General features: G+C 67.1%; 17 protein-coding genes and 1 pseudogene. 14 read left to right on the plus strand and 4 right to left on the minus strand.

The features are described 5' to 3' along the window. Nucleotides 1-35 precede the first annotated feature (35 nt). The 7 genes from mutL to DTW89_RS06845 all read left to right on the plus strand — a co-directional run bounded on the left by mutL (nucleotide 36) and on the right by DTW89_RS06845 (nucleotide 10,168). Nucleotides 36-1,976 carry a DNA mismatch repair endonuclease MutL gene (gene mutL, locus DTW89_RS06815; protein WP_114655413.1) on the plus strand — a complete coding sequence of 647 codons (1,941 nt, stop codon included), beginning with the start codon at nucleotides 36-38 and terminating at the stop codon, nucleotides 1,974-1,976. Nucleotides 1,977-2,076: 100 nt separating this feature from the next. Then, the gene (locus tag DTW89_RS06820) at nucleotides 2,077-2,739 is read left to right on the plus strand and encodes a response regulator (protein WP_114655391.1); all 663 of its coding nucleotides are present in this window, start codon (nucleotides 2,077-2,079) and stop codon (nucleotides 2,737-2,739) included. Next, the gene (locus DTW89_RS06825) at nucleotides 2,736-4,121 is read left to right on the plus strand and encodes an ATP-binding protein (RefSeq protein WP_114655392.1); all 1,386 of its coding nucleotides are present in this window, start codon (nucleotides 2,736-2,738) and stop codon (nucleotides 4,119-4,121) included. Before DTW89_RS06820 ends, DTW89_RS06825 begins: the two co-directional genes overlap by 4 nt. A gap of 137 nt (nucleotides 4,122-4,258) precedes the next feature. Next, nucleotides 4,259-5,425 (plus strand): efflux RND transporter periplasmic adaptor subunit, encoded by a 1,167-nt coding sequence (locus DTW89_RS06830; RefSeq protein ID WP_066696258.1) that lies wholly within the window; start codon nucleotides 4,259-4,261, stop codon nucleotides 5,423-5,425. Then, nucleotides 5,425-8,490 carry an efflux RND transporter permease subunit gene (locus tag DTW89_RS06835; protein ID WP_114655414.1) on the plus strand — a complete coding sequence of 1,022 codons (3,066 nt, stop codon included), beginning with the start codon at nucleotides 5,425-5,427 and terminating at the stop codon, nucleotides 8,488-8,490. The genes DTW89_RS06830 and DTW89_RS06835 overlap by 1 nt, the downstream gene beginning before the upstream one ends. After that, the gene (locus tag DTW89_RS06840; RefSeq protein ID WP_066696255.1) at nucleotides 8,487-8,843 is read left to right on the plus strand and encodes a DUF3240 family protein; all 357 of its coding nucleotides are present in this window, start codon (nucleotides 8,487-8,489) and stop codon (nucleotides 8,841-8,843) included. The genes DTW89_RS06835 and DTW89_RS06840 overlap by 4 nt, the downstream gene beginning before the upstream one ends. After that, nucleotides 8,840-10,168 (plus strand): TolC family protein, encoded by a 1,329-nt coding sequence (locus tag DTW89_RS06845; RefSeq protein WP_114655393.1) that lies wholly within the window; start codon nucleotides 8,840-8,842, stop codon nucleotides 10,166-10,168. The genes DTW89_RS06840 and DTW89_RS06845 overlap by 4 nt, the downstream gene beginning before the upstream one ends. Before the next feature lie 207 nt (nucleotides 10,169-10,375). On the opposite strand, the pseudogene DTW89_RS06850 reads toward DTW89_RS06845, so the two are convergent. Beyond that, nucleotides 10,376-10,786, minus strand: a pseudogene (locus DTW89_RS06850) (glycerophosphodiester phosphodiesterase family protein); the annotation flags it as partial. Nucleotides 10,787-11,232: 446 nt separating this feature from the next. On the opposite strand from DTW89_RS06850, the gene gdhA reads away from it, so the two are divergent. The 5 genes from gdhA to DTW89_RS06875 all read left to right on the plus strand — a co-directional run bounded on the left by gdhA (nucleotide 11,233) and on the right by DTW89_RS06875 (nucleotide 16,789). Further along, nucleotides 11,233-12,576, plus strand: a complete 1,344-nt coding sequence (gene gdhA / locus DTW89_RS06855; RefSeq protein ID WP_114655394.1) for an NADP-specific glutamate dehydrogenase — start codon at nucleotides 11,233-11,235, stop codon at nucleotides 12,574-12,576. Nucleotides 12,577-12,696: 120 nt separating this feature from the next. Next, complete coding sequence (locus DTW89_RS06860; protein ID WP_114655395.1) at nucleotides 12,697-13,830, plus strand: PilT/PilU family type 4a pilus ATPase; 1,134 nt, start codon at nucleotides 12,697-12,699, stop codon at nucleotides 13,828-13,830. A gap of 75 nt (nucleotides 13,831-13,905) precedes the next feature. Continuing rightward, a complete protein-coding gene (locus DTW89_RS06865) occupies nucleotides 13,906-15,141 on the plus strand; it encodes a multidrug effflux MFS transporter (protein WP_236637060.1) in 1,236 nt (411 codons plus the stop codon). Then, on the plus strand, nucleotides 15,138-16,139 hold the full coding sequence (gene miaA / locus DTW89_RS06870) for a tRNA (adenosine(37)-N6)-dimethylallyltransferase MiaA (RefSeq protein WP_114655396.1): 1,002 nt from the start codon (nucleotides 15,138-15,140) through the stop codon (nucleotides 16,137-16,139). The genes DTW89_RS06865 and miaA overlap by 4 nt, the downstream gene beginning before the upstream one ends. After that, entirely contained in the window at nucleotides 16,136-16,789 is a 654-nt protein-coding gene (locus tag DTW89_RS06875; protein ID WP_114655397.1) for an ABC transporter ATP-binding protein, read from the plus strand. The genes miaA and DTW89_RS06875 overlap by 4 nt, the downstream gene beginning before the upstream one ends. Nucleotides 16,790-16,834: 45 nt before the next feature. On the opposite strand, the gene DTW89_RS06880 is transcribed toward DTW89_RS06875, so the two are convergent. Beyond that, entirely contained in the window at nucleotides 16,835-17,263 is a 429-nt protein-coding gene (locus tag DTW89_RS06880; protein WP_024814496.1) for an Hsp20/alpha crystallin family protein, read from the minus strand. Nucleotides 17,264-17,425: 162 nt separating this feature from the next. On the opposite strand from DTW89_RS06880, the gene DTW89_RS06885 reads away from it, so the two are divergent. Both DTW89_RS06885 and DTW89_RS06890 read left to right on the plus strand, forming a co-directional pair. After that, a complete protein-coding gene (locus DTW89_RS06885) occupies nucleotides 17,426-20,092 on the plus strand; it encodes an FtsX-like permease family protein (RefSeq protein ID WP_114655398.1) in 2,667 nt (888 codons plus the stop codon). Nucleotides 20,093-20,255: 163 nt separating this feature from the next. Beyond that, a complete protein-coding gene (locus DTW89_RS06890; RefSeq protein WP_442858100.1) occupies nucleotides 20,256-21,446 on the plus strand; it encodes a lipocalin-like domain-containing protein in 1,191 nt (396 codons plus the stop codon). Nucleotides 21,447-21,485: 39 nt separating this feature from the next. On the opposite strand, the gene DTW89_RS06895 is transcribed toward DTW89_RS06890, so the two are convergent. Then, entirely contained in the window at nucleotides 21,486-22,481 is a 996-nt protein-coding gene (locus DTW89_RS06895) for a branched-chain amino acid ABC transporter permease (RefSeq protein WP_114655399.1), read from the minus strand. A gap of 12 nt (nucleotides 22,482-22,493) precedes the next feature. After that, complete coding sequence (locus DTW89_RS06900) at nucleotides 22,494-23,378, minus strand: branched-chain amino acid ABC transporter permease (protein WP_114655400.1); 885 nt, start codon at nucleotides 23,376-23,378, stop codon at nucleotides 22,494-22,496. Between the last annotated feature and the right edge of the window lie 17 nt (nucleotides 23,379-23,395).

Below are 23,395 nucleotides of genomic sequence, written 5' to 3' on the forward strand. Positions count from 1 at the left end.
GTCGTCCTCCACGGCGATCAGGCGCACGCCGCCCCATCCGCGACCTGCCCGACGAACTCATCAGCCAGATCGCCGCAGGCGAAGTGGTCGAGCGCCCCGCCTCGGTGGTGCGGGAGCTGGTGGACAACGCGCTGGACTCGGGCGCCACGCAAATCACCGTGCGCCTGCTCGCGGGCGGCGTGCGCCTGATCGCCGTGGAGGACGACGGCTGCGGCATCCCGCAGGACGAGCTGCCCATCGCGCTGCGCCGCCACGCCACGAGCAAGATCACCAACCTGCACGACCTGGAAACCGTGGCCACCATGGGTTTTCGGGGCGAGGCGCTGGCGGCCATTGCCTCGGTATCGGACATGGCCCTGCTCTCGCGCCCGGGCGCGCAGGCCAGCGCCTTCCTGCTCGACGCACGCAGCGGCGAGCTGCGCCCCGTGGCGCGCAGCGGCGGCACGACGGTGGAGGTGAAGGAGCTGTTCTTCAGCACCCCCGCGCGCCGCAAGTTCTTGAAGACCGACGCCACCGAGCTGGCCCACTGCATCGAATCGGTGCGCCGCCACGCGCTGGCGCGGCCCGATGTGGGCTTTGCCATCTGGCACGAGGGCAAGCTGGTGGAGCAGTGGCGCGCCACCTTCGTGCCCGGCGACGCCCACCTGCAGGACGCCCTGGCGCGCCGCCTGGCCGACGTGCTGGGCGAAGACTTCGTGGCGCAGTCGGTGGCCGTGCAGCACCGCGCCGGCCCCGTCACCGTCACGGGCCGCGCAGGCCTGCCCGACGCCGCCCGCTCGCGCGCCGACCAGCAATACTGCTATGTCAACGGCCGCTTCGTGCGCGACAAGGTGCTCACGCACGCGGCGCGCAGCGCCTACGAAGACGTGCTGCATGGCCACAAGCAGCCGGTGTATGCGCTGTATGTGGAGATCGACCCGGCCCGTGTGGACGTGAACGTGCACCCCACCAAGATCGAGGTGCGCTTTCGTGACAGCCGCGAAGTGCACCAGGCCGTGCGCCACGCGGTCGAAAACGCGCTGGCCGCCCCGCGCGCCGCAGCGCTCGCCGCCGGGACCGCTGCCGCCCCCGAAACAGCTACCGCCCCCGGTGGCGCTGACGATTTCAAGCCAAAACAGCCGCTAGCGCATATGTGGCAAGCGCAAGCAGCTATCAAATTTGAAGAACGTGGCCACCATGTGGCTGACCTGCAGGCCCTGTGGGGGCCCAGGACAGAAACGGTTCCTGCTGGCAATGCAGGCGTTGCCTTCATCAACCCGGGCCCGGTGGCGCCAGGCACGGGCCCGGGCGCGGCGAGCGGCACAGCGCAGCCCGCCTATCGCGCACCGACTGTGGCGGATGCGGCTGGGTCTGCGGGCCGCGATAGCGACGAAGCCACCTGGCCGCTGGGCCGCGCGGTGGCCCAGCTCCACGGCGTGTACATACTGGCCGAGAACGCAAAGGGCCTGGTGGTGGTGGACATGCACGCCGCCCACGAACGCATCGTCTATGAGCGCCTGAAGGCCCAGGTGGACAGCGGCGCCCGCATAGCCAGCCAGCCGCTGCTGATTCCTGCCACCTTTGCCGCCACGCCCGAAGAAGTGGCTACCGCCGAAGCGTCGGCCGAGGTGCTGGCCACGCTGGGCCTGGAGGTGGTGCCCTTCTCGCCCAAGACCTTGGCCGTGCGCGCCGTGCCCACCACCCTGGCCACAGCGTCAGGGTTTGGCGACCCGGTGGAGCTGGCCCGCAGCGTGCTGGCCGAGCTCGCCGCCCATGACGCCAGCACCGTGGTGCAGCGCGCGCGCAATGACATCCTGGGCACCATGGCTTGCCACGGCGCCGTGCGGGCCAACCGCAAGCTCACCATCGACGAGATGAACGCGCTGCTGCGGCAGATGGAAACCACCGACCGGTCGGACCAGTGCAACCATGGCCGCCCCACCTGGCGGCAGCTGTCGATGCGCGAGCTGGACGCCCTGTTTTTGCGGGGCCGGTAAGCACGGCGGCTTCAGCCTGCCTTCAGGTCGCTGCGGCACCATGCGGGGCGCTAGCCCCGCTCTGCGGTGGCTGGTCCGATCACGACCTCGGGAGACCCCTTTGCGCATACTGCTGATTGAAGACGATGCCCCGCTGGCAGGGGCGCTGATGGCCTTCCTGAACGCCCGCGGCTTCGTGTGCGAATGCGCTGGCAGCCTGGCCAGTGCTCGTGCCCTGCTGCCCGCGGCGCACTGGGCGGCCGTGCTGCTCGACTGGCAACTGCCAGACGGCGAAGGTCTGGCGCTGCTGCCCCAGCTGCGCCGCGCCCTGCCGGACAGCGCGGTGATCATGCTCACCGCACGCGACCAGATCACCGACCGCATCCGCGGCCTCGATGCCGGCGCCGACGACTACCTCGTCAAGCCCTATGACCCCGACGAGCTGCTGGCGCGGCTGCGTGCCGTGGAACGCCGCCGCAGCGGAGCGGGCAGCGCGGTGCTGCAGCTGCAGGGTTTGTCGATCGACCTTGCACGCATGGTGGTCCTGCTCGACGGACACCCGGTGGAGTTGACGGCCAAGGAATGGGCCCTGCTGCGCGTGATGGCCCTGCGGCCCGACCGGATCCACACCCGCGAGAGCCTGCAGGATGCGCTGTACGGCCTGGATGCCGATGCCAGCAGCAACACGCTGGAGGTCTTCATCAGCAACCTGCGCCGCAAGATCGGCCGCGACCGCATCCAGACGCTGCGCGGGCTGGGCTACAAACTCAACACCAGCGCATGACCATGGCCCGCGCCCGGCATAGCCTTTCCCGCGCCCTGACCCGGGCCCTGCTGCCCTGGATCGCCATGCTCTGGGTGGCCACCAGTGCCGCCGTGGGCTGGTACATGCAGCACGAACTCACCGAACAGCTCGATGCGGGCCTGGTCGAGAGCGCCGAGCGCCTGCTGGACCTGGCGGCGCACGACGCGCGCAACCACCAAAACCCCTCCGAGCGCGATGGCACGCTGTATCGGCTGGAAGTTCCCCACAGCAACCTGAGCGGGGCCCACCACGATGTGCTGTTGTACCAGGTGGTCAATGACCGCAACGAGCTGCTGCTGCGTTCGGCAGACGCCCCGCTCACCCCACTGCCGGTGCCCTTGAACACGGGCTTTTTCGATACGCCCAAACTTCGCACTTACACGCTGGCACATCCATCGCTTCCTATGTTCATCCATGTAGGCGACCCGTTGGCACACCGTAGCGCCGCACGCACCCAGGTCCTGCTCGGGCTGCTGGTGCCGCTGCTGGTCATCCTGCCCCTGCTGGGGCTGCTGATCCGCGCCGTCACGCAGCGCGCGCTGGCGCCCGCAGGCACGCTGGCGGCCGAGTTGCAGCTGCGCGACGGCAACCACCTGGCCGCCTTGCCCGGCCAGGGCCTGCCCGACGAGCTGCAGACCATTGTGGACAGCGCCAACCACCTGCTCGCCCGCCTGTCCGACGCGCTCGATACCGAGCGCGCCCTGGCCGCCAATGCCGCTCACGAATTGCGCACCCCGCTGGCCGCCGTGCGCCTGAACCTGCAGACCGCCCTGGTGCACGTACCCACGGGGGCGGCCTACACCGACATCCAGGGCGCACTGCAGTCGCTCGACCGCCTCAGCCGCCGCTGCGAGAAGCTGCTGCAGCTTTCGCGCGCAGGCTCGGGGGCAGCACTGGCGCAGGACCGCGTCAACCTCGCACAGGTCGCTGCAGCCGTGGCGCAGGAGTTCTGGTCGGATGGCACCTTGCTGCAGCGCCTGCAACTGGTGCTGCCCGAAGACGATGACGTGTGGGTGCGCGGCGACTTCGACGCCCTCGCCATTGCCCTGCGCAATCTGGTGGAAAACGCGGTGCGCTACGCCCCCCATGGCCCCATCGTGCTGGAGGTGGCGCTACCGGCCACCTGCAGCGTGCGCGACAGCGGGCCAGGCCTCACCACAGAGCAGCTCGGGCTGTTGCAGCAGCGCCATTACCGCGAAGGGCACACTGCCAGCGCGCTGTACACGCCTGGTTATGGCCTGGGGCTGTCCATCGTGACCACCATCGTGGCGCGCCAGGGCGGCACCTGCACACTGCACTCGCCCCCACCCGGTCATGGCACGGGACTGCAAGTGGATTTGCACCTGCGCGCCGACCGCTGACCGCCGGGAACGCCCTTCTCCATTCCGAAGGTGGACAGACGGCCAGGCGGCTGACGGCAGGAGTTCATGCTCCCTTCAGGTAGGCACGGTATCATTCATCCGAACTCGCTGCCCCAGCGACGAAAGGTTGACATCCCATGCCCCTGCACTCCCGCTCACACGCGCCCACACGCCCCATTTTTCGCAACCCACTCAGCGCAGCCATTTTGTGCTTTTGCGCCTCTCTGAGCGTGGCGGCAGGCCCTGCGGCCAGCCCCTCGGCCCCTGCCAGCCACCCGGCGATCGCCTGGACCGCCGCACAGGCTCAAGCGGCTGGCGTGGCCACGCAGGTGGTGGGCAGCAGTGGCGCGGGTGCCGCTGCCGGCCTGGTGCTGCAAGGCACCGTGGAACTGCCCCCGCAGGCCACAGAGCTGCTCAGCACCCCCGTGGCCGGCGTGGTGCAGCAGGTGCTGGTGGGCGCTGGCCAGAAGGTCAGGGCCGGCGAAGCCGTGGCCCGCCTGTTGAGCCCCGAGCTGGTGGCATGGCAGCGCGATCTGCTCCAGGCCCAGGCCCAGGCGCGGCTGGCGGCCAGCAAGCTCGAACGCGACGAAAAACTGCACGCTGAGGGCATCATTGCCGGGTTGCGTGTACAGGAAAGCCGCACCCAGAACGAACTGGCCCAACTGGCTCTGCGCGAGCGCCGTCAGGCCCTGCAAATGGCTGGCGCCAGCACCACCAGCACCACGCTGCAGCCGGGCCTGACCCTGCGTGCCAGTGCGGCGGGCACGGTGCTGGAAGTCACCGCCACCCCCGGCCAGCGCCTGGATGCCGGGATGCCCGTGGCCAAGGTGGCGCGCGGCGGCCAATGGTCCATTGCCCTGCAGGCCACACCCGATCAGGCCCACAACCTGCGCACGGGCGACCTTCTTGCCGTGCAGGGCTGCAAGGCACCCGCACGCCTGGCCGCCATCGTGCCGCAGGTGAGCGCGGGCAACCAGGCCGTGCAGATGCGGGCCGACTTCACCGCGGCCGAAGACTGCCTGCGCGCCAATCAGTTCGTGCAGGTCACCGTGGCCGGGCGCACCGACACCCAGGCGGCAGGCAACCTCAGCCTGCCGGCCCAAGCCGTGGTACGCCACGAGGGGAAGGCCTATGTGTTCGTGCAAACCCCCCAGGGGTTTGTGCCCACGGCGGTGGTGCTGGGCACCGAGGGGGCGGGCCAGACGCTGGTGCGCTCGGGCGTGAAAGCGGGTGACGTGGTCGCCGTGCAAGGCCTGGCCGCGCTCAAGGGAGCGTGGCAGGGCATGGGCGGCGGAGCCCAATGATGCTGTCACGCCTGATTGCCTTTTCACTCTCGCAACGCCTGCTGATGGGCATCCTGTCGCTGGCGCTGCTGGCCGCCGGTGTCATGGCCTTGCGCAACCTGCCAATCGACGCGTTTCCCGACGTATCGACCACCCAGGTCAAGATCATCCTCAAGGCCCCCGGCATGACTCCCGCCGAGGTCGAGGCACGCATCGTGGCCCCCATCGAGCAAGAACTGCTGGGCATACCCAGCCAGGTCATGCTGCGCTCGCAAAGCAAGTACGCCATTGCCGACATCACGCTCGACTTTGCCGATGGCACCGACATCTACTGGGCCCGCCAGCAGGTCAGCGAACGCCTGTCGGGCGTCATGGGCAACCTGCCGCCCGGCCTGTCGGGTGGGCTGGCGCCCATCACCACGCCGCTGGGCGAGATGTTCATGTTCAAGGTCGATGGCGATGCCAGCCTGGCGGAGCGGCGCAAGCTGCTGGACTACGTCATCCGCCCCCGCCTGCGCGGCATTCCTGGCGTAGCCGACGTGAACACGCTGGGCGGCGAGGTTCAGACCTTTGAGGTGGTGCCCGATGTGGCGGCGCTGGCCGCCCGCCGGGTGTCGCTGCAGCAGCTGCAGGATGCCCTGGCCGCCAACAACCGCAACGATGGCGCCGGTCGCCTGTCGAGCGGCGAAGAATCACTGCTGGTGCGCAGCGACGGCAGCATCCGCAGCCTGGGCGATGTGCGCACCATTGCGGTGATCCAGCGCAACGGCGAAGCGGTGCGCGTGGGTGATGTGGCCACGGTGCAATTGGGCGCACTGACGCGCTACGGCAGCGTCACCCAGGACGGCAAGGGCGAGACCGTGGAGGGCCTGGTGCTGGGCCTGCGCGGCGCCAACGCGCAAAAACTGGTGCGCGACGTCAAGGCCAAGATCGCCGAGTTGGAGCCCACCCTGCCGCAGGGCGTGAAGATCGTGCCATTCTACGACCGGGGCAATCTGGTCGAGCGCGCCGTCTCCACCGTCACCAAGGCCCTGGGCGAAGCGATCGTGCTGGTGCTGGTGCTGCTGCTGCTGTTTCTGGGCAACCTGCGCGCAGCGCTGGTGGTGGCCCTGATCCTGCCCTTGTCGGCCCTGGCCACCTTCGTGCTGATGCAGCAATGGGGGCTGTCGGCCAACCTGATGTCGCTCGGCGGCCTGGCCATTGCCATCGGCATGCTGGTGGATGCAGCCGTGGTGGTGGTGGAGAACATCGAGGCACGGCAGGCCGAACCCGGCATTTCGCGCCTGCACAACCTTTACCGCGCAACGCAGGAAGTGGCCACGCCGGTGAGTGCGGGTGTAGTGGTGATCATGATCGTGTTCCTGCCGCTGCTGACCCTGCAGGGGCTGGAGGGCAAGCTGTTTGGCCCGGTCGCGCTGACCATTGTGTTTGCGCTGGGCGCCTCGCTATTGCTGTCGTTCACCGTGATCCCGGTGCTGGCATCGGTGGCCCTGCGAACGGGTCACCATGCCGCACCCTGGCTGGTGCGCAAGCTCGAAGCGGGCTACGCGCCGCTGCTCGAAGCCGCGCTGCGCCACTCGAAGGTGGTGGTGGCGGTATCGCTGGTAGCGCTGGCCGGCGCGGTGGCGCTGTTTCCGCTGATCGGCAAATCGTTCATGCCGTCGCTGGACGAAGGCGACATCATCATGCAGGTGGAAAAGCTCCCCTCCATTCACCTGGCGCAGTCGGTGGCCACCGATCTGGCACTGCAGCGGCGCATCTTGGAAGCGGTTCCTGAGGTCAAGAACATCGTTGCGCGGGTCGGTTCCGATGAACTCGGCCTCGACCCCATGGGGCTCAACGAAACAGACAGCTTTCTGGTGCTGCAGCCCCGCGAGCAATGGCGCTTCAAGACCAAGGAAGAACTCATCGACGCCATCCGGCAGGCTGGCGAGGCGATTCCGGGCGTGAAACTGAGCTTCACCCAGCCCATTGAAATGCGCACCTCGGAGATGCTGTCGGGCGTGCGAGGCGACCTGGCGGTCAAGATCTTTGGCCCCGACACCCAAGAGCTGGCGCGCCTGGCCGGTGAAATCGTCCAGACTCTGCAAGCGCTGCCGGGCAGCGAGGATGTGATCACCGCGCAAAACGGCGGCGTGCAGTACTACCGCATCGACATCGACCGCCAGGCGGCAGGACGCCTGGGCATGACGGTGGACCAGATCCAGAACGACCTGCGCGCCCTGGTCGAAGGACAGAAAGTGGGCGTGGTGATGCAGCAGGCGCGCCGTGTGCCGCTGGTGTTGCGTGGCAGCGAGGACCTGCGCATCTCACCCCAGCAGTTTGCCCAGCTGCGCCTTCCGACGCCCGATGGACAGGCCGTGGCGCTGAGCCAGCTGGCCCGGCTGGAGGTGACCGATGGCCCGGTCAAGATTGAGCGCGAGCAGTCGTCACGCATGTCGGTCGTGCGCGCCAATGTGCGGGGCCGGGATCTGGTGGGTTTCGTGGCCGATGCCCAGGCAGCCGTGGCCCAGAAGGTGCCCCTGCCTGCGGGCTACCGCATCACCTGGGGCGGCCAGTTCGAAAACCAGCAGCGCGCTGCTGCCCGCCTGGGGCTGGTGGTGCCCGTGGCACTGGCCCTGATTGTGGGCGTGCTGTTTGCCACACTGGGCAGCCTGCGCCAGGCCGTGCTGGTGTTTGCCAATATCCCGCTCGCTTTGGTGGGCGGCGTCGTGGCGCTGGTCATTTCGGGTGAATACCTGTCGGTGCCGGCATCGGTGGGCTTCATTGCGCTGATGGGTATCGCCGTGCTCAACGGACTGGTGATGGTGACTTGCTTCAACCAGCTGTCGGCACGCGGCATGCCCATCCAGGAAGTAGTGCGCCAGGGCGCTCTGCGCCGCCTGCGCCCGGTGCTCATGACGGCCAGCATCACGGCCCTAGGGCTGATTCCGCTGCTGCTAGCCACCGGTCCGGGCTCGGAGATCCAGCGCCCGCTGGCGATTGTGGTGATTGGCGGGCTCGTCAGCTCCACACTGCTCACGCTGGTGCTGCTGCCCATTCTGTACCGCCGTTTCTCGGCCCCCCAACCCCAGCTGGCCTCATGAATACGCCTACCCTCACTCCCACCCCGCCATCCCGCAGTACGCCCGATTGCCTGCTCACATTGGCCGTGCCCAAGGCCCTCGAAGAGGAGATCCTCGACGCACTCCTGTCGCTGCCCACACTGGCACCCGGTTTCACGGTCGTGCCCGGGCAAGGCATCGGCTGGCATGTGGAGCTGGCATCGACCATGGAACAGGTGCAGGGCCGTGCCCGCCGCGTGTTGGTGCAAGTGGCCATGGAGCAGGCCCAGGTACAGCCCCTGATCGACACCCTGCGGGCGGCATTGCCCAGCCCCCAGGTCGCCTACTGGGTGGTTCCGTTATTGACTTTTGGAAGATTTGGAGACCTGCCATGACGCGATTGCAACCTCGTTCCCCGCTCGCCATGCTGCGGCGCACCGCTGCGGCGGTGTGCCTGGCCTGGGCCGGCGCCGCAGGGCTGAGCGTGGCGATGGCCCAGACGCCTCCCGCGCTCACCCTGCCGCCCGTGCTGCCACCCGCAGAGACGGTGATGCAGGTGCTATCGCAACTGCCTCAGGTGCGCGCGGCCAGCGCGGGCGTTCCCCTGGCCCAGGCGCGAAACCAGCGCCTGGAAGCGGGGCCCCACGACTGGGTGGCCAAGGCGGGCACCAACCGGCGCACCGAACGCCAGGGCCCCAGTTTTTCCGAAGCCGATGTGGCCCTGGAGACTGGGCTACGCTGGCCCGCCAAGGCCGCCGCAGACCGGCAACTGGGCGCCACCGAAATCCAGTTGGGCGAGCTAGCCCTGGCCGACGCCTGGCACGAGGCCGCGCGCGGCCTGATGGCGGCATGGTTTGATGCTCTGCGCGACATGCGCACCGCCTCCGTACTTCAGGACCAGGCCCGGCTGGTCACCCAGCAAATGGCCAGTACCGAGCGGCGCGTGGCGGCTGGCGAGGCCGCAACACTGGAGCGGCTGGCAGCCCAGGCCGAAGCCGCCCGGATAGACGCCCTGGCTGCACGGGCGCAAGGGCAACTGCAGGTGCGGCTGCAGACACTGGAGCGCCTGTACCCGGGCCTGCCAAAACCCGTGGACATGGCCCCCACCGGCAGCCCAGCTGGGACGGCCACCTCGGCCGCCGCAGATTTCACGGCCGCCGAGTGGGCCTCCAAAATTCTGGACGACAACCACGAGCTGAAACTGGCACAGGCCAAAGCGCAACAGGCCCGCCAGCAGGCACAACGCACCGCGCTGGAACGGCATGGCGACCCCACCGTAGGCGTGCGGGCCAGCCGCGAGCGCGGCGGGCAGGAGCGCGTGCTGGGCGTTTACGTGTCGATCCCCCTGGGCAGCGCCGGGCGCAGGGCCGATGCACAGGCAGCACTGGCACAGGCCGAAATGGCCGAACAGGAGCTGGCGCAAAAGCGGGTGCGCATAGAAGCCGAAGCCTGGCGCACCGCCAGTGTACTGGAGCAGACCCGCCACACTCGGGTGCAACTGCAACGCGCACAGCGGCAAATCGAGCGCAGCGCCCAGCTGCAGGCACGCGCCTACACGCTGGGCGAGAGCCCGCTGGCGGATCTGCTGCTGGCACGGCGCAACGCACTCGAAGCCCAACTGGCCGCCGATTCGGCAGCGCTGGATGAAATGCAGTCCCATGCCCGGCTGCTGCTGGATTCGCACAGCCTCTGGAGGGCGCCCGGTGCCCACGGACACTGACATCGCCCGCATGCCATCGGCAAGCGGGCGACCATGTCACAACCGCCCCGATGCTGACGGGCACCTGCGGCGAGTCAGGTGGACGTTATTTTTGTGAACAAACCGCAGCAGGCGCTTTATTCATAAGCACTGAATGCTTTTATTTTCATAGCAATCCAGCGGCGCACGGCTGCGCTCAGCCCTGCGGACAATCGGACAACGACCTGATCAACGGTTGCGTGCCGCGACGGCGTGGTCCGCAAAGTCGCTAAATACGCCATCCACGCCCAGCTGGTAGAACAGCTGGTATTCGGCCTTGGGGTCACCCTTGAAATCCGATGCCAGGCGCTTGGCCTCGCTGCGGAAGGTGTAGGCATGCACGAACAGGCCGGCGGCGTGGGCGTTCTTCACCACCTCTGTGGGCGCCATCATCACGCGGTCGCGTTCGTCGATCTTGCCGTCACCATTGAGGTCTTCCGGCTTGCCATCGTGGTTGGCGTCCACCTGCCTGGAAGGGATGAGATGTGGCTTCCATGGGCCTACGCCGTCGGCATAGGTCTTCACTTCCTTCAGCCCCGCGGGGGTGAGCAGGCTGGCAAAGGTGCGTGCATCGCCCGCCACGGCCAAGTCATAAGACCGGTGACGTCTTCGTGGTGATGCCCTACCTGACCAGGATGGTCAGCCGCCTGTCTTCCAGCTTCAGGCCCAGATTGACGTGGTGGGTGGCCGATCACCAACGGCCCGTCGCCGCTGAGCGTGGGGTCATTCGACTCACCGCTGCCGCTGCACGCCACCAGCGCGGCGGCCACTGGCGGCAGCAGAACGGCGGCATTTGCGGCTTGTTGTTGATGCATGTCGTCCAGCCCTCTCGTAGGTTGTTGAAGCGGACCGCTGTGGTACGGCATGGAGACAAACGCCTGACGTACACGCACCAAAATCGACCATCAGAACGCACCAAAAACTGGCAACACACGCAAGCAATGCCCCAACACCGTGCGCTGCCATGCATGAGCGCATGTCTTTTTGACATAATTCGATGCTGCAACGCCGCATTCTTCGTTTTTTTGCACAGAAAGCCCTTTTTCATGAAGTACGACTCCGTAGACAGCTTCCTCGCGCAGGTCGCACAGCGCAACCCTGGTCAACCTGAGTTTCTGCAGGCTGTCACCGAAGTCATGGAAAGCCTGTGGCCCTTCATTGAAAAGCACCCCCGCTACGCCGAACACGGCCTGCTGGAGCGTCTGGTCGAGCCCGAGCGCACCGTGATGTTCCGCGTGTCGTGGGTGGACGACCACGGCAGCGTGCAGGTCAACCGCGGCTACCGCATCCAGCACAGCATGGCGATCGGCCCCTACAAGGGCGGTCTGCGGTTTCACCCCTCGGTGAACCTGTCGGTGCTGAAGTTCCTGGGGTTCGAGCAGACTTTCAAGAACGCGCTGACCACGCTGCCCATGGGTGGCGGCAAGGGCGGCTCCGATTTCGATCCCAAGGGAAAAAGCCCCGGCGAAGTGATGCGCTTTTGCCAGGCTTTCGTGTCGGAACTGTTCCGCCATGTGGGCGCCGACACCGACGTGCCGGCCGGTGACATCGGCGTGGGCGGCCGCGAAGTGGGCTACATGGCCGGCATGTACAAGAAGCTCAGCAACCGTGCCGACTGCGTGTTCACGGGCAAGGGCCTGTCGTTCGGCGGCTCGCTGATCCGCCCTGAGGCCACCGGCTACGGCACGGTGTATTTTGCGCAGGAGATGCTCAAGACCCGTGGCCAGTCGTTCGACGGCAAAACGGTGTCGGTGTCCGGCTCGGGCAACGTGGCGCAGTACGCCGTGGAAAAGGCCATGGCCCTGGGTGCCAAGGTGGTGTCGGTGTCCGACTCCAGCGGCACGGTGTACGACAAGGACGGGTTCACGGCCGAAAAGCTGGCCATCCTGATGGAAGTGAAGAACCACAAATATGGCCGCGTCAACGACTACGCCCAGCTGGTAGGCGCCGAGTTCCAGGCGGGCAAGACGCCCTGGCATATCGCCGTGGACGTGGCCCTGCCCTGTGCCACGCAAAACGAGCTCAACGCCGACGATGCCGCCACGTTGATCAAAAACGGCGTGCTGTGCGTGGCAGAAGGCGCCAACATGCCCTCCACCATCGAAGCCGCCAAGGCGTTTGAAGCCGCTGGCGTGCTGTACGCGCCCGGCAAGGCATCGAATGCCGGTGGCGTGGCCACCTCGGGCCTGGAGATGAGCCAGAATGCGGCCCGCCTGTCGTGGCCCGCCGAAGAAGTGGACGCCCGCCTGCTGCAAATCATGCAAGGCATCCATGCCGCCTGCCTGAAGTATGGCCAGCGCGCCGATGGCTCCATCAGCTACATCGACGGCGCCAACATCGCCGGCTTTGTGAAGGTGGCCGACGCCATGCTGGCACAGGGTGTGGTGTAAGCCACCCACGCGCATTCGCGCACCAGCATCAAGGGGCTTCGGCCCCTTTTTTTTGGCTGCGGCAGCTTGCAGGCTATGCTTGATGCTTGATACAAATTGCCACAAGTCACGGGACTCACAGTGGAAATATTCAGCTTTCTGAACGCCATGGTCGAGAAAGGCGGCTCCGACCTGTTCTTCAGCGTGGGCGCGCCCGTCAATCTCAAGATCGAAGGCGTCACCCACCCCCTGAAAATGCCTGCGCTGCAACCCGGCCAGGTCAAGCAGCTGGCCTATTCGGTCATGAACGAAAAGCAGATCAGCGCGTTCGAGGCAAAGATGGAGATGAACCTCTCCATCTCGGCAGAAAACCTGGGGCGCTTTCGGGTGAATGTGTTTGTGCAGCGCGGCGAGACCGGCATGGTGGTGCGCTACATCAAGAGCAAGATTCCGCCGCTGGCGGCACTGGGCCTGCCGCCAATCCTTGAAAAGCTCGTGCTGCGCAAGCGCGGGCTGGTGCTGGTGACCGGGGCCACCGGGTCGGGCAAGTCGACCACGCTGGCTTCCATGATCAACTACCGCAACGAAAACGTGACCGGGCACATCCTCACCATCGAGGATCCGCTGGAGTTTCTGCACGCCCACAAGCGCTCGGTGGTGAACCAGCGGGAAGTGGGTATCGACACCCTGTCGTATGAAGATGCGCTCAAGAACGCGCTGCGCGAGGCGCCCGACGTGATCATGATCGGCGAGATCCGCGACCGCCAGACCATGAAACAGGCCATTTCCTACGCAGAGACCGGCCACCTGTGCCTGTCCACGCTGCACGCCAACAATGCCAACCAGGCGATGGAACGGGTCATCAACTTCTTCCCCGAAGACGCGCACCACCAGTTGCTCCTGGACCTGAGCATGAACCTGGCAGGCGTGGTGTCGCAGCGGCTGATTCCGGGTCTGCACGAAAAGCTGGTGCCGGCGGTCGAGGTGATGCTCAACTCGCCCTACATCGCCGATCTGATCGCCAAGGGCGAGTTTTCGGGCATCAAAGAGACCATGGGGCGCAGCACCGAAATCGGCATGTGCACCTTTGACCAGGCGCTGTACGCGCTATACACGGAAGGCCGGATTTCGCTGGAGGAAGCCCTGCACAATGCCGATTCCCGCACCGATCTGGCCCTGCGTGTGCGGCTGGCAGCCGGCGTGAGCACATCGGATGCGGGGGAGCTGTCCATCGACACGTCCACGCCCCTGCAGTCGGCGTCCCGACTGTCTTGAGCGGCCTCCAAAACGGGTTGTACCCGGGGCCTGGCAAGGCTTTGTCTGCTGCCGGCATCTGCTACCCTCCAGCGCATGTCTGACGCTTCCAACGCCCCGGCACACACGGGTGCTGCGGCCATGCCAGCCTGGCTGGTCATTGGCCTGCTGGCGCTGCTGCTGGGCCTGCAGCCGGTCACCACCGATCTTTATCTGCCAGCGCTGCCCACGCTCAAGGCACAACTCCAGGCCAGCATGGCCCAATCGCAACTCACGCTCACGGCCTTGCTGCTGGCGTTTGGCTGCTCGCAGGTGGTGTGGGGGCCGCTGTCGGACCGCTGGGGGCGCCGCCCCATCCTGCAAGCGGGGCTGGTGGCCTATGTGCTGGCCGCGCTGGGCTGCGCGCTGGCGCAGTCCATGGAAGCGCTGATCTTCTGGCGCACCGTACAGGGCGCCGCCATGGGCGCCGGCGTGATGGGCGCACGCGCCGTGGTGCGCGACCTGTATGCCCCGGTGGAAGGGGCGCACGCCATGTCGCGCGCCCTCACCGGCCTGGGCATCATTGCGTGCCTGAGCCCGCCGCTGGGCGGCCTGCTGGCGGGGCACCTCGGCTGGCGCGCCACGATGGTGGCACTGGCGTGCTTTGGCGGCATGGCGCTGCTGCTGGTCCTGCTGCGTTTTGAAGAAACCCTGGCCCGCCCCAATCCGCAGGCCCTGCGCCCTGCGCACCTGGCGCGCACCTGGGTGCAGATCCTGCGCCACCCTACCTTTTTGGCCTACTCGGCCACCACGACCTTCACCTATGCGGGCCTGTTCACGTACCTGGCGGCCTCGTCGTTCACCTTCATCCAGGTGCTGGGCTGGAGCCCCACGGCCTATGGGCTGCTGCTGTCGTGCAACGCAGCGATGTACATCACCGGCACGGTGCTGTGCCGGCGCCTGCTGGTGCGCTGGGGGCTGCGCCGCAGCATCGCGCTGGCGGGCCTGCTCAGCGCCACAGGGGGCACGCTGATGGGTGTATTCGCGCTTGCTGGCGTACAAAACGGCTGGGCCTATGCCCTGCCGTTTCTGCTCTACCAGATCGCGCATGGCATCCACATGCCCTGCAGCCAGAGCGGCGCCGTGGGCCCCTTTCCGCATGCCGCCGGCACGGCCGCCGCACTGAACGGCTTTGTCATGATGCTGGTGGCGTTTGGTGTGGGCCAATGGCTGGGCCAGCGCATGGACGGCACGGTGCTGCCGCTTGCCTTGGGCGTGTGGTTCTGGGGCGTGTGCGCCGCCCTGGCCGCGTGGACACTGGTGCAGAAATTCGGGGAGCCGGCCAAGGCATGACCACACCGCTACCCATCATCGCCATTGCCGGGCCCACGGCCTCAGGCAAAACGGCCGGCGCGCTGGCGCTGGCGGCCGTGCTGGCACCGCGCCTGCCGGTAGAGATCATCAGCGTGGATTCGGCCCTGGTGTACCGCAGCATGGACATTGGCACCGCCAAACCCACGCGCGCCGAGCTGGCCGCCGTGCCGCACCACCTGATCGACATCCGCGACCCGCTGCAGGCCTACAGCGCCGCCGAGTTCGTGCAGGACGCGGAGCGACTCATCGCAGAAATCCGCGCGCGCGGCGCCCTGCCGCTGCTGGTGGGCGGCACCATGCTGTATTTCAAGGCACTGTTTGACGGCATTGACGACATGCCCCCCGCCGACCCTGCCGTGCGTGCGCGGCTGGAGGCCCAGGCGTTTGACCAGGGCTGGCCCGCGCTGCACGCTGAACTGGCCCGCGTGGACCCCGCCACCGCCGCACGACTGGCGCCCGCCGACAGCCAGCGCATCCAGCGTGCGCTGGAGGTGTGGCATGTTTCGGGCCAACCCATCTCCCACTTTCACACTACAAAAAAGAGAGCTACTAGCGCAGACTCCATAAGCGCTACCGCCCTTTTTTCTTTGGAACCCGAAGACCGCGCCTGGCTGCACGAGCGCATTGCACGGCGCTTTGACACCATGCTCACGGAAGGCTTTGTGGACGAAGTGCGCCAGTTGCGTGCGCGCGGCGACCTGCACCCCGACCTGCCGTCGATGCGCTGCGTGGGCTACCGCCAGGCCTGGGAAGCGCTCGATGCCCAAACGGCGGCCGGCCCCGAAGCACCGCTGGACCTGGCCGGGCTGCGCGAGCGCGGCATAGCCGCCACCCGCCAGCTGGCCAAGCGCCAGATCACCTGGCTGCGCAGCATGCCGCACCGCCACACCATTGCCTGCGACCAGCCCGACGCCACCGCGCGCCTGGTGCAGGCCGTGCTGCAGCGCCTGGAGCGCACAGAGCACGTCGCGCCATGAACAGCGTTCTTCACGTCGAGGCCCTGGCCAAGCACTACGGCGGCACACCCGTGTTTGCCAACGTGCAGTTCACGGTGCAGCCGGGGGAGTTTGTGGCCATCGTGGGCGACTCGGGCGTGGGCAAATCCACCCTGCTCAACTGCCTGGCGGGACTGGACCACTGGGATGCAGGGCGCATCGTGCATGGCGACACCGACCTGGCACCGCTCGACGAGACGCAGCGCGCCCTGTGGCGGCGCGCCCATGTGGGGTTTGTGTTTCAGGCCTTTCATGTGCTGCCCCACCTCAGCGTGGCGCAGAACGTGGCCTTGCCGCTCATGCTGCTGGGCCGCACCGAACCCGATCGGGTGCAGCACATGCTGGCGGCCGTGGGCCTGGCCGACCTGGGCGAGCGCCTGCCCCAGCAACTGAGCGGTGGCCAACTGCAGCGCGTGGCCATTGCCCGCGCCCTGGTGCACCGCCCCGGGTTGCTGCTGGCCGATGAACCCACCGGCAACCTGGACCCCGGCACGGCCGCCCGCGTGATGGACTTGCTGCTCGCCCAGACGCGCGAACACGGCGCCTCGCTGGTGCTGGTCACGCACTCCGACGCCGCTGCCGCGCGCGCCGACCGGGTGCTGCGCCTCACAGCCGACGGTATCGCCAACTGAGCACGGCGCCAGCCATGCCGAGCGACAGCCTGCCGCCGGCCCCGCTTATTCGATGGAGAGCCGCTGCGCGTTGCCGCCCTGCTTTTTGGGCAGCGTGAGCGTCAGCACGCCGTTGTCGTATTTGGCCTTGGCCTGCGCGGCATCCACATCGACGGGCAACTGAAAACTGCGCGCCACCGAGCCGAAATAGCGCTCGGAACGCAGCACCTTCTCGCCCTCTGTCTTCTGGTCGTGCTGGCGCACCTCGGCGCGCAGGCTGACCACATTGCCGTCGATCGAGACATGAATGTCCTCCTTGGGCACACCGGGCACTTCGGCCTGCACGGTGTAGCCGCCATCGGTTTCTTTCACATCCACCTTGATCTGCGAGGGCGTCGGGACACCGTCGCCATGCAGTGGACGCACATAAAAGCCGGGGGCGATGTCCTTGAAGAAGTCATCAAACAAACTGCCACGTGTAACCAGAGAATTCATGGTGAAGCTCCTGAACGGGTTGGACAACCGGGCCGGCAAGGAAGAGCACCAGCCCTAAGTCCAACATACGAGCAGCCTGGCCCGATTTCAAGAGCCGCTGCGGGTGCGTTTGATCTTCCTCAATGGCCTGCCCTGTCTGTGCTGGGCCGTCACAATCGGGTCATGCTTGCACTGCTTCGCACCTTCTCCTGGCAAGAGTTGCGTCACCATCCCTGGCGCAGCGCCGCCGCAGTGGCCGCCGTGATGCTGGGCGTAGCGCTGGCCTTTGCCGTGCATGTGATCAACACCTCGGCCCTCGATGAGTTTTCGCAGGCCGTGCGCGCCGTGAACGGCCAGCCCGATCTGGAGCTGCGCGCCATGCAGGGCCCGTTGCCCGAAGCGCTTTATGCGCAGCTGGCCAACCACCCACAGGTGGCGCGTGCCAGCCCCTGGCTGGAGCTGTCCACCATGGCCCAGGTGGATGCCCCACCGACCACACAGCCCGCCACGCCACCAGCCACCGCACCAGCGGTGGCACCCGCGCCCGCACCCGCCCGCGTGGTGCTGCGGGTGGTGGGGGCCGATGCGCTGCTGCTGCCTGCCGTGGCGCCCGCACTGATGCCCCGCGCCTTCGCCAGCAGCGAGCGACTGGCCATGCTGGCGCCCGCCACGGTGTTTCTCAACGCGGCGGCCTTGCAGGCCCTGGGCCTGCCGAGCGATGGCGCGGGCCCGGCACAGCTTCGGCTGCCGGCCGGCCCACACGGGTCGCACACGGTGCGCGTGGCCGGCACCGTGGCCGCAGGCGGCGCGCCGCTGGCCGTGATGGACATCGGTGCAGCGCAGGACCTGTGGGGCCAGGCGGGGCACCTGACCCGCATCGATCTGCAGCTGCAACCGGGCACCGACCGCACGGCGTTTGCGCAGACGCTGCCATCCCTGCCGGGTTGGCCCGCCAACGCCGTGCTGGCCGAGCCTGGCGATGCCGTGCAGCGCATCGGCAACCTGTCGCGCGCCTACCGCGTCAACCTCACGGTGCTGGCGCTGGTGGCGTTGTTCACCGGGGCATTTCTGGTGTTTTCGGTACTGGCGCTCAGCGTGGCGCAGCGTGCGCCGCAGTTTGCGTTGCTGGCGGTGCTGGGCGCCACGCCAGGCCAGCGCCTGGCGCTGGTGCTGGCCGAGTCGGCCCTGCTGGGGCTGGTGGGCAGTGCCGCCGGCATTGCGCTGGGCACGGCGCTGGCGGCCACCGCGCTGCAACTGCTGGGGGGCGACCTGGGTGGCGGCTACTTTGCCGGCGTACAACCGACGCTGCACTGGAGCGGCCCGGCCGCGCTGCTCTACGGCGCGCTGGGTGTGGCCGCCGCGCTGGTGGGTGGCTGGTGGCCCGCGCGTGCGGCCCGCCAGCTGCCGCCGGCGCAAACGCTCAAGGGTCTGGGCGCCCCGGTCGGCCCAGGGCCAGGCGCCACCACAGGTATCATTTTGATAGCTGCTGGCGCTTTACTGGCAAGCGCTCCACCCGTATTTGGCATTGCATTGGCCGCCTACGTCGCGATTGGCCTGCTGCTGCTGGGTGGCATTGCGCTGCTGCCCTGGGGCATGGCCTGGCTGTTGCACCGCCTGCGCCCGTTGGCGGCCAGCCATCTGCTGCTGATGCTGCCCCTGGAGCGCGCGCGCCGCATGCGCGGCACGGCCGCCATTGCGGTGGGCGGCGTAGTGGCCAGCCTGAGCCTGGCCGTCGCGCTGACGGTGATGGTGGCCAGTTTTCGCGGCTCGGTCACCCAATGGCTCGATGCGGTGCTGCCATCTCCGCTGTATGTTCGCTCGGCCCTGAGTGCGGCAGGGGGCGAATCGGCCCTGCTACCGCCGGGGTTCGACGAAGCCGTGGCGCAGTTGCCCGGCGTGGACCGCGTGCAACCGCTGCGCATCGGCCCCCTGCAACTGGACGCCGCACGCCCCGCCCTCACGCTGATGAGTCGCCCGCTGGGCAGCGATCCCGCGCGCGCGCTGCCGCTGGTGGCGGCGGCACTGCCCGTGCCCGAAGGCCGCATGGGGGTTTACATCAGCGAGGCGGTGGTGGACCTGTATGGCCTGCAGCCCGGCATGGAGTGGCCTGCACTTTCAAGGTCTTTTAGCCCTCTGAAGCATGATGGGCAAGCGCAAGCAGCTCTATTTTTTATAGCAGGCGTATGGCGCGACTATGCCCGCCAGTCGGGCACCGTGGCCATGGACCGGGCCGACTACCTGCGCCTGACGGGCGACACACGCGCCAGCGATCTGGCACTGTGGCCGCGCGACGGCACCGACCTGGCGCAGTTACAGCAGGCGATCCGCGCGCTGGCCGGGCCCGATGCTGGCACAGAGGCCCCCACGGAGGCAGGCGCAGCAGGGCTGGAATTTGTCTCGTCCGGTGCCATCCGCGAGCGCTCGCTGCGCATCTTCGACCGCAGCTTTGCCGTCACCTACTGGCTGCAGGCGGTGGCCATTGGTATCGGCCTGTTTGGTGTGGCGGCCAGCTTCAGCGCGCAGGTGCTGGCACGGCGCAAGGAGTTCGGTTTGCTGGCCCACCTGGGCCTCACACGCCGCCAGATTCTGGCCGTGGTAGCCGGCGAAGGCGCGGCATGGACCGGCGTGGGCGCAGCCGTGGGGGTGCTGCTGGGCCTGGCCGTGGCATTTGTGCTGGTGCATGTGGTCAACCCGCAAAGCTTTCACTGGACCATGGACCTGCGCGTGCCCGCAGCCCGCCTGCTGGCACTGTGCGCCGTCGTGGTGGCCTCAGGCACCCTCACGGCATGGCTGGCGGGCCGGGCGGCAGCCGGACAGGATGCGGTGCTGGCCGTCAAGGAAGACTGGTAGGTCAGGCCGGATGCCCGCTAAACCCCACAACCGGCCCGCAAGCATTGAAAGACAATTCACGCCATGACCGCGCAGCCCCCATTTTTCGAACCCCACGGCGCCGCCTGCGGCTCTGGCCACGGCACCCCGCCCCACCAGCGCCGGTATGCCAGTCAAGCCTGACATGCCCGTCGCGCAGCTGCCCATGCCCCTCACACCGCCGCCCGGGCGCTTTGCCCTGTGCACGCGCCGCCAATGGCTGGCGCTGACCCTGGGAGCGGGCGCGGCCAATGCGCTGGCGCTGCCCGCGCGAGCCCTTCAATTTCCGCGCGACCATGGCAGCCACCCGGATCTGCACACCGAATGGTGGTACCTCACGGGCCATGTGCAGGCCGAGGGCAGGTTGTGGGGGTTTCAGGTGACGTTTTTCCGCTCGCGGGTGGATGCCACGCAAGGCATGCAGTCGGCCTTTGCGGCCAGGCAGCTGCTGTTCGCCCACGCGGCGCTGACGGACATCCACGGCCAGCGCCTGCACCACGACCAGCGCATCGCCCGCGCGGGCTTTGGCGTGGCGCAGGCCAGCGAGTCCGACACGGCCGTCAAGCTGCGCGACTGGTCGCTTGCCAGAACCGCCCTGCCCGACGGCACCCAGCGTGCAGCGCCCGGCAGCGCTGGACAAAGCCCCATCACCAGCGGCAGCCGCTATCTCGCACGGGTCGAGGGCGACGGCTTCGGGCTCGACTTGCGCTGCGACACGGCCCAGCCGCCACTGCTGCAGGGCCGGCAGGGCCTGTCCCGCAAAGGCCCTGAGGCTGCCCAGGCCAGCTATTACTACAGCCAGCCACAGCTGGCCGTGAGCGGCGCCATTGTGCTGAACGGGCGCCGTATGGTCATTGAAAGCAGCACCACCGACAACGGCACCAACCGCGCCTGGCTGGACCATGAATGGAGCGATGCGCTGATGCACCCCGACGCCGTGGGCTGGGACTGGATAGGCATGAACCTCTACGACGGCAGCGCGCTCACGGCGTTTCGCTTGCGGCGCGCCGATGGCTCAACGCTGTGGACGGGTGGCTCGTTCCGCCCGGCGCGCCAGCAGACCCAGGTATTTGCCGACAACACCGTGGTGTTTGCCGCACAACGCCACTGGAGCAGCCCCTTGAGCGGCGCCCGCTACCCGGTGCAATGGCTGGTGACAACCCCCGCCGGCCAGTTCGGTGTGCGTGCACTGCTGGACGACCAGGAGCTCGACAGCAGCAGCTCTACCGGGGCGATTTACTGGGAAGGCCTGTCGGAGTTGCGCAATGGCGCAGGCGAAGCCGTTGGCCGGGGTTATCTGGAAATGACGGGATACAAAAAGCCGCTGCGCTTGTGACGCAGCGGCCTTTACAAAGCGCGCAAGAAAACGTGAAACTCAGCCCTTGCTGCCGGCCTTGCGGCGGGCCAGCCAGGCAATGATTTCACCCATGATGCCGCGGCGGAATGCCAGCACGCAGATCACAAAAATCAGGCCCGTCACCATGGTGACCGACTCACCCAGCGTGTTGAACCATTCCACGCTGGTCAGCGTGGCCAGGAAGCTGCCGATTTCACCCAGCTTGTTCTCCAGCAACACCACCACGGCCGAGCCCACCAGCGGCCCCGACAGCGTGCCAAGGCCACCCACCAGCGTCATCAGCACCACGTGGCCTGATGCCGACCAGTGCACATCGCTGAGCGTGGCAAAGCCCAGCACCAGGGTTTTGAGCGAGCCTGCCAGCCCCGACAGCGCAGCCGACAGCACAAACGCCAGCAGCTTGAAGCGGTTGGTGTCGTAGCCCAGCGAAATGGCACGCGGCTCGTTTTCCTTGATGGCCTTGAGCACCTGACCATAGGGCGAGTGCACGGTGCGCACGATCAGCAAAAACGCCGCCACCACCACGACCAGCACCACGTAGTACATGGCCAGGTCATTTTGCAGATCAAACACGCCAAACAGCTTGCCGCGTGGCACGCCTTGCAGCCCGTCTTCACCACCGGTAAAGGGCATCTGCAGGCAGATGAAGAACAGCATCTGCGCCAGTGCCAGCGTGATCATCGTGGAGTAGATGCCTGTGCGGCGAATGGCAAAGAAACCGACCACCAGGCCCAGCAACGCGCCGCTGGCCGTGCCCAGCAGCAGGCCGATTTCGGGGGTAAAGCCCCACACCTTCATGGACTGGCCTGCCACATAGGCCGAGCCCCCCAGAAAGGCCGCATGGCCAAAAGACAGCATGCCGGTGTAGCCAAGCAGCAGGTTGAAGGCGGAGGCAAACAGCGCGAAGCACATCAGCTTCATCACGAACACCGGGTAGGCGCCCAGCAACGGCGCCACCAGCAGGCCGATGAACAACAGGCCGTAGCCAATAGCGGTAAGGTTCTTGGAATTCATGTGAACAGCCCCTTATTTTTCTTTGCCGAACAGGCCGGCGGGGCGAATCAGGAGAACGATGACCATGATGACAAACACCACGGTCGAGGAGGCTTCGGGATAGAACACCTTGGTGAATCCTTCGACGATGCCCAGGCCCAGACCGGTCAGGATGGAGCCCATGATGGAGCCCATGCCACCGATCACCACCACGGCAAACACCACGATGATGAGGTTCTGCCCCATCAGCGGCGACACCTGGTACACCGGCGCAGCCAGCACACCGGCAAAGGCCGCCAAACCGGCACCAAACGCATAGGTCAGCGTGATCATCAGCGGCACGTTGACGCCGAATGCCTCCACCAGACGCGGGTTCTCGGTGCCGGCGCGCAGGTAGGCGCCCAGCTTGGTCTTCTCGATCACGTACCAGGTGGCAATGCATACCGTGATGGAAGCAACGACCACCCAGGCACGGTAGTTGGGCATGATCATGAAGCCCAGGTTGGTGGCTCCTTCAAGCAACTCGGGCGTGTCGTAACCCAGGCCCGATACGCCATAGATCGAGCGAAAGATGCCCTCGATCAACAGCGTCAGGCCCAGTGTGAGCAGCAGGCCATAAAGATGGTCCAGCTTGTAGATCCAGCGCAGCAGCAGCCGCTCGATCACGACCCCGAACACCCCCACCACGAGCGGCGCCAGCACCAGCATCAACCAGTAGTTGATGCCGAAGTAGTTCATGGCCATCCAGGTAATCACAGCCCCCATCATGAACAGCGCACCGTGCGCAAAGTTGATGACGTTGAGCAGGCCGAATATCACGGCCAGCCCAAGGCTGAGGATTGCGTAAAACGAGCCATTGACCAGCCCCAACAGGAGCTGACTCAATAGACCCGGCAATGAGACACCAAAAATTTCCATGGCAGACGGCAGGTGGG

The sequence above is a fragment of the Acidovorax sp. BoFeN1 genome, assembly GCF_003345135.1.
In the GTDB taxonomy this organism is placed as follows: Bacteria; Pseudomonadota; Gammaproteobacteria; order Burkholderiales; family Burkholderiaceae_C; genus Acidovorax; species Acidovorax defluvii.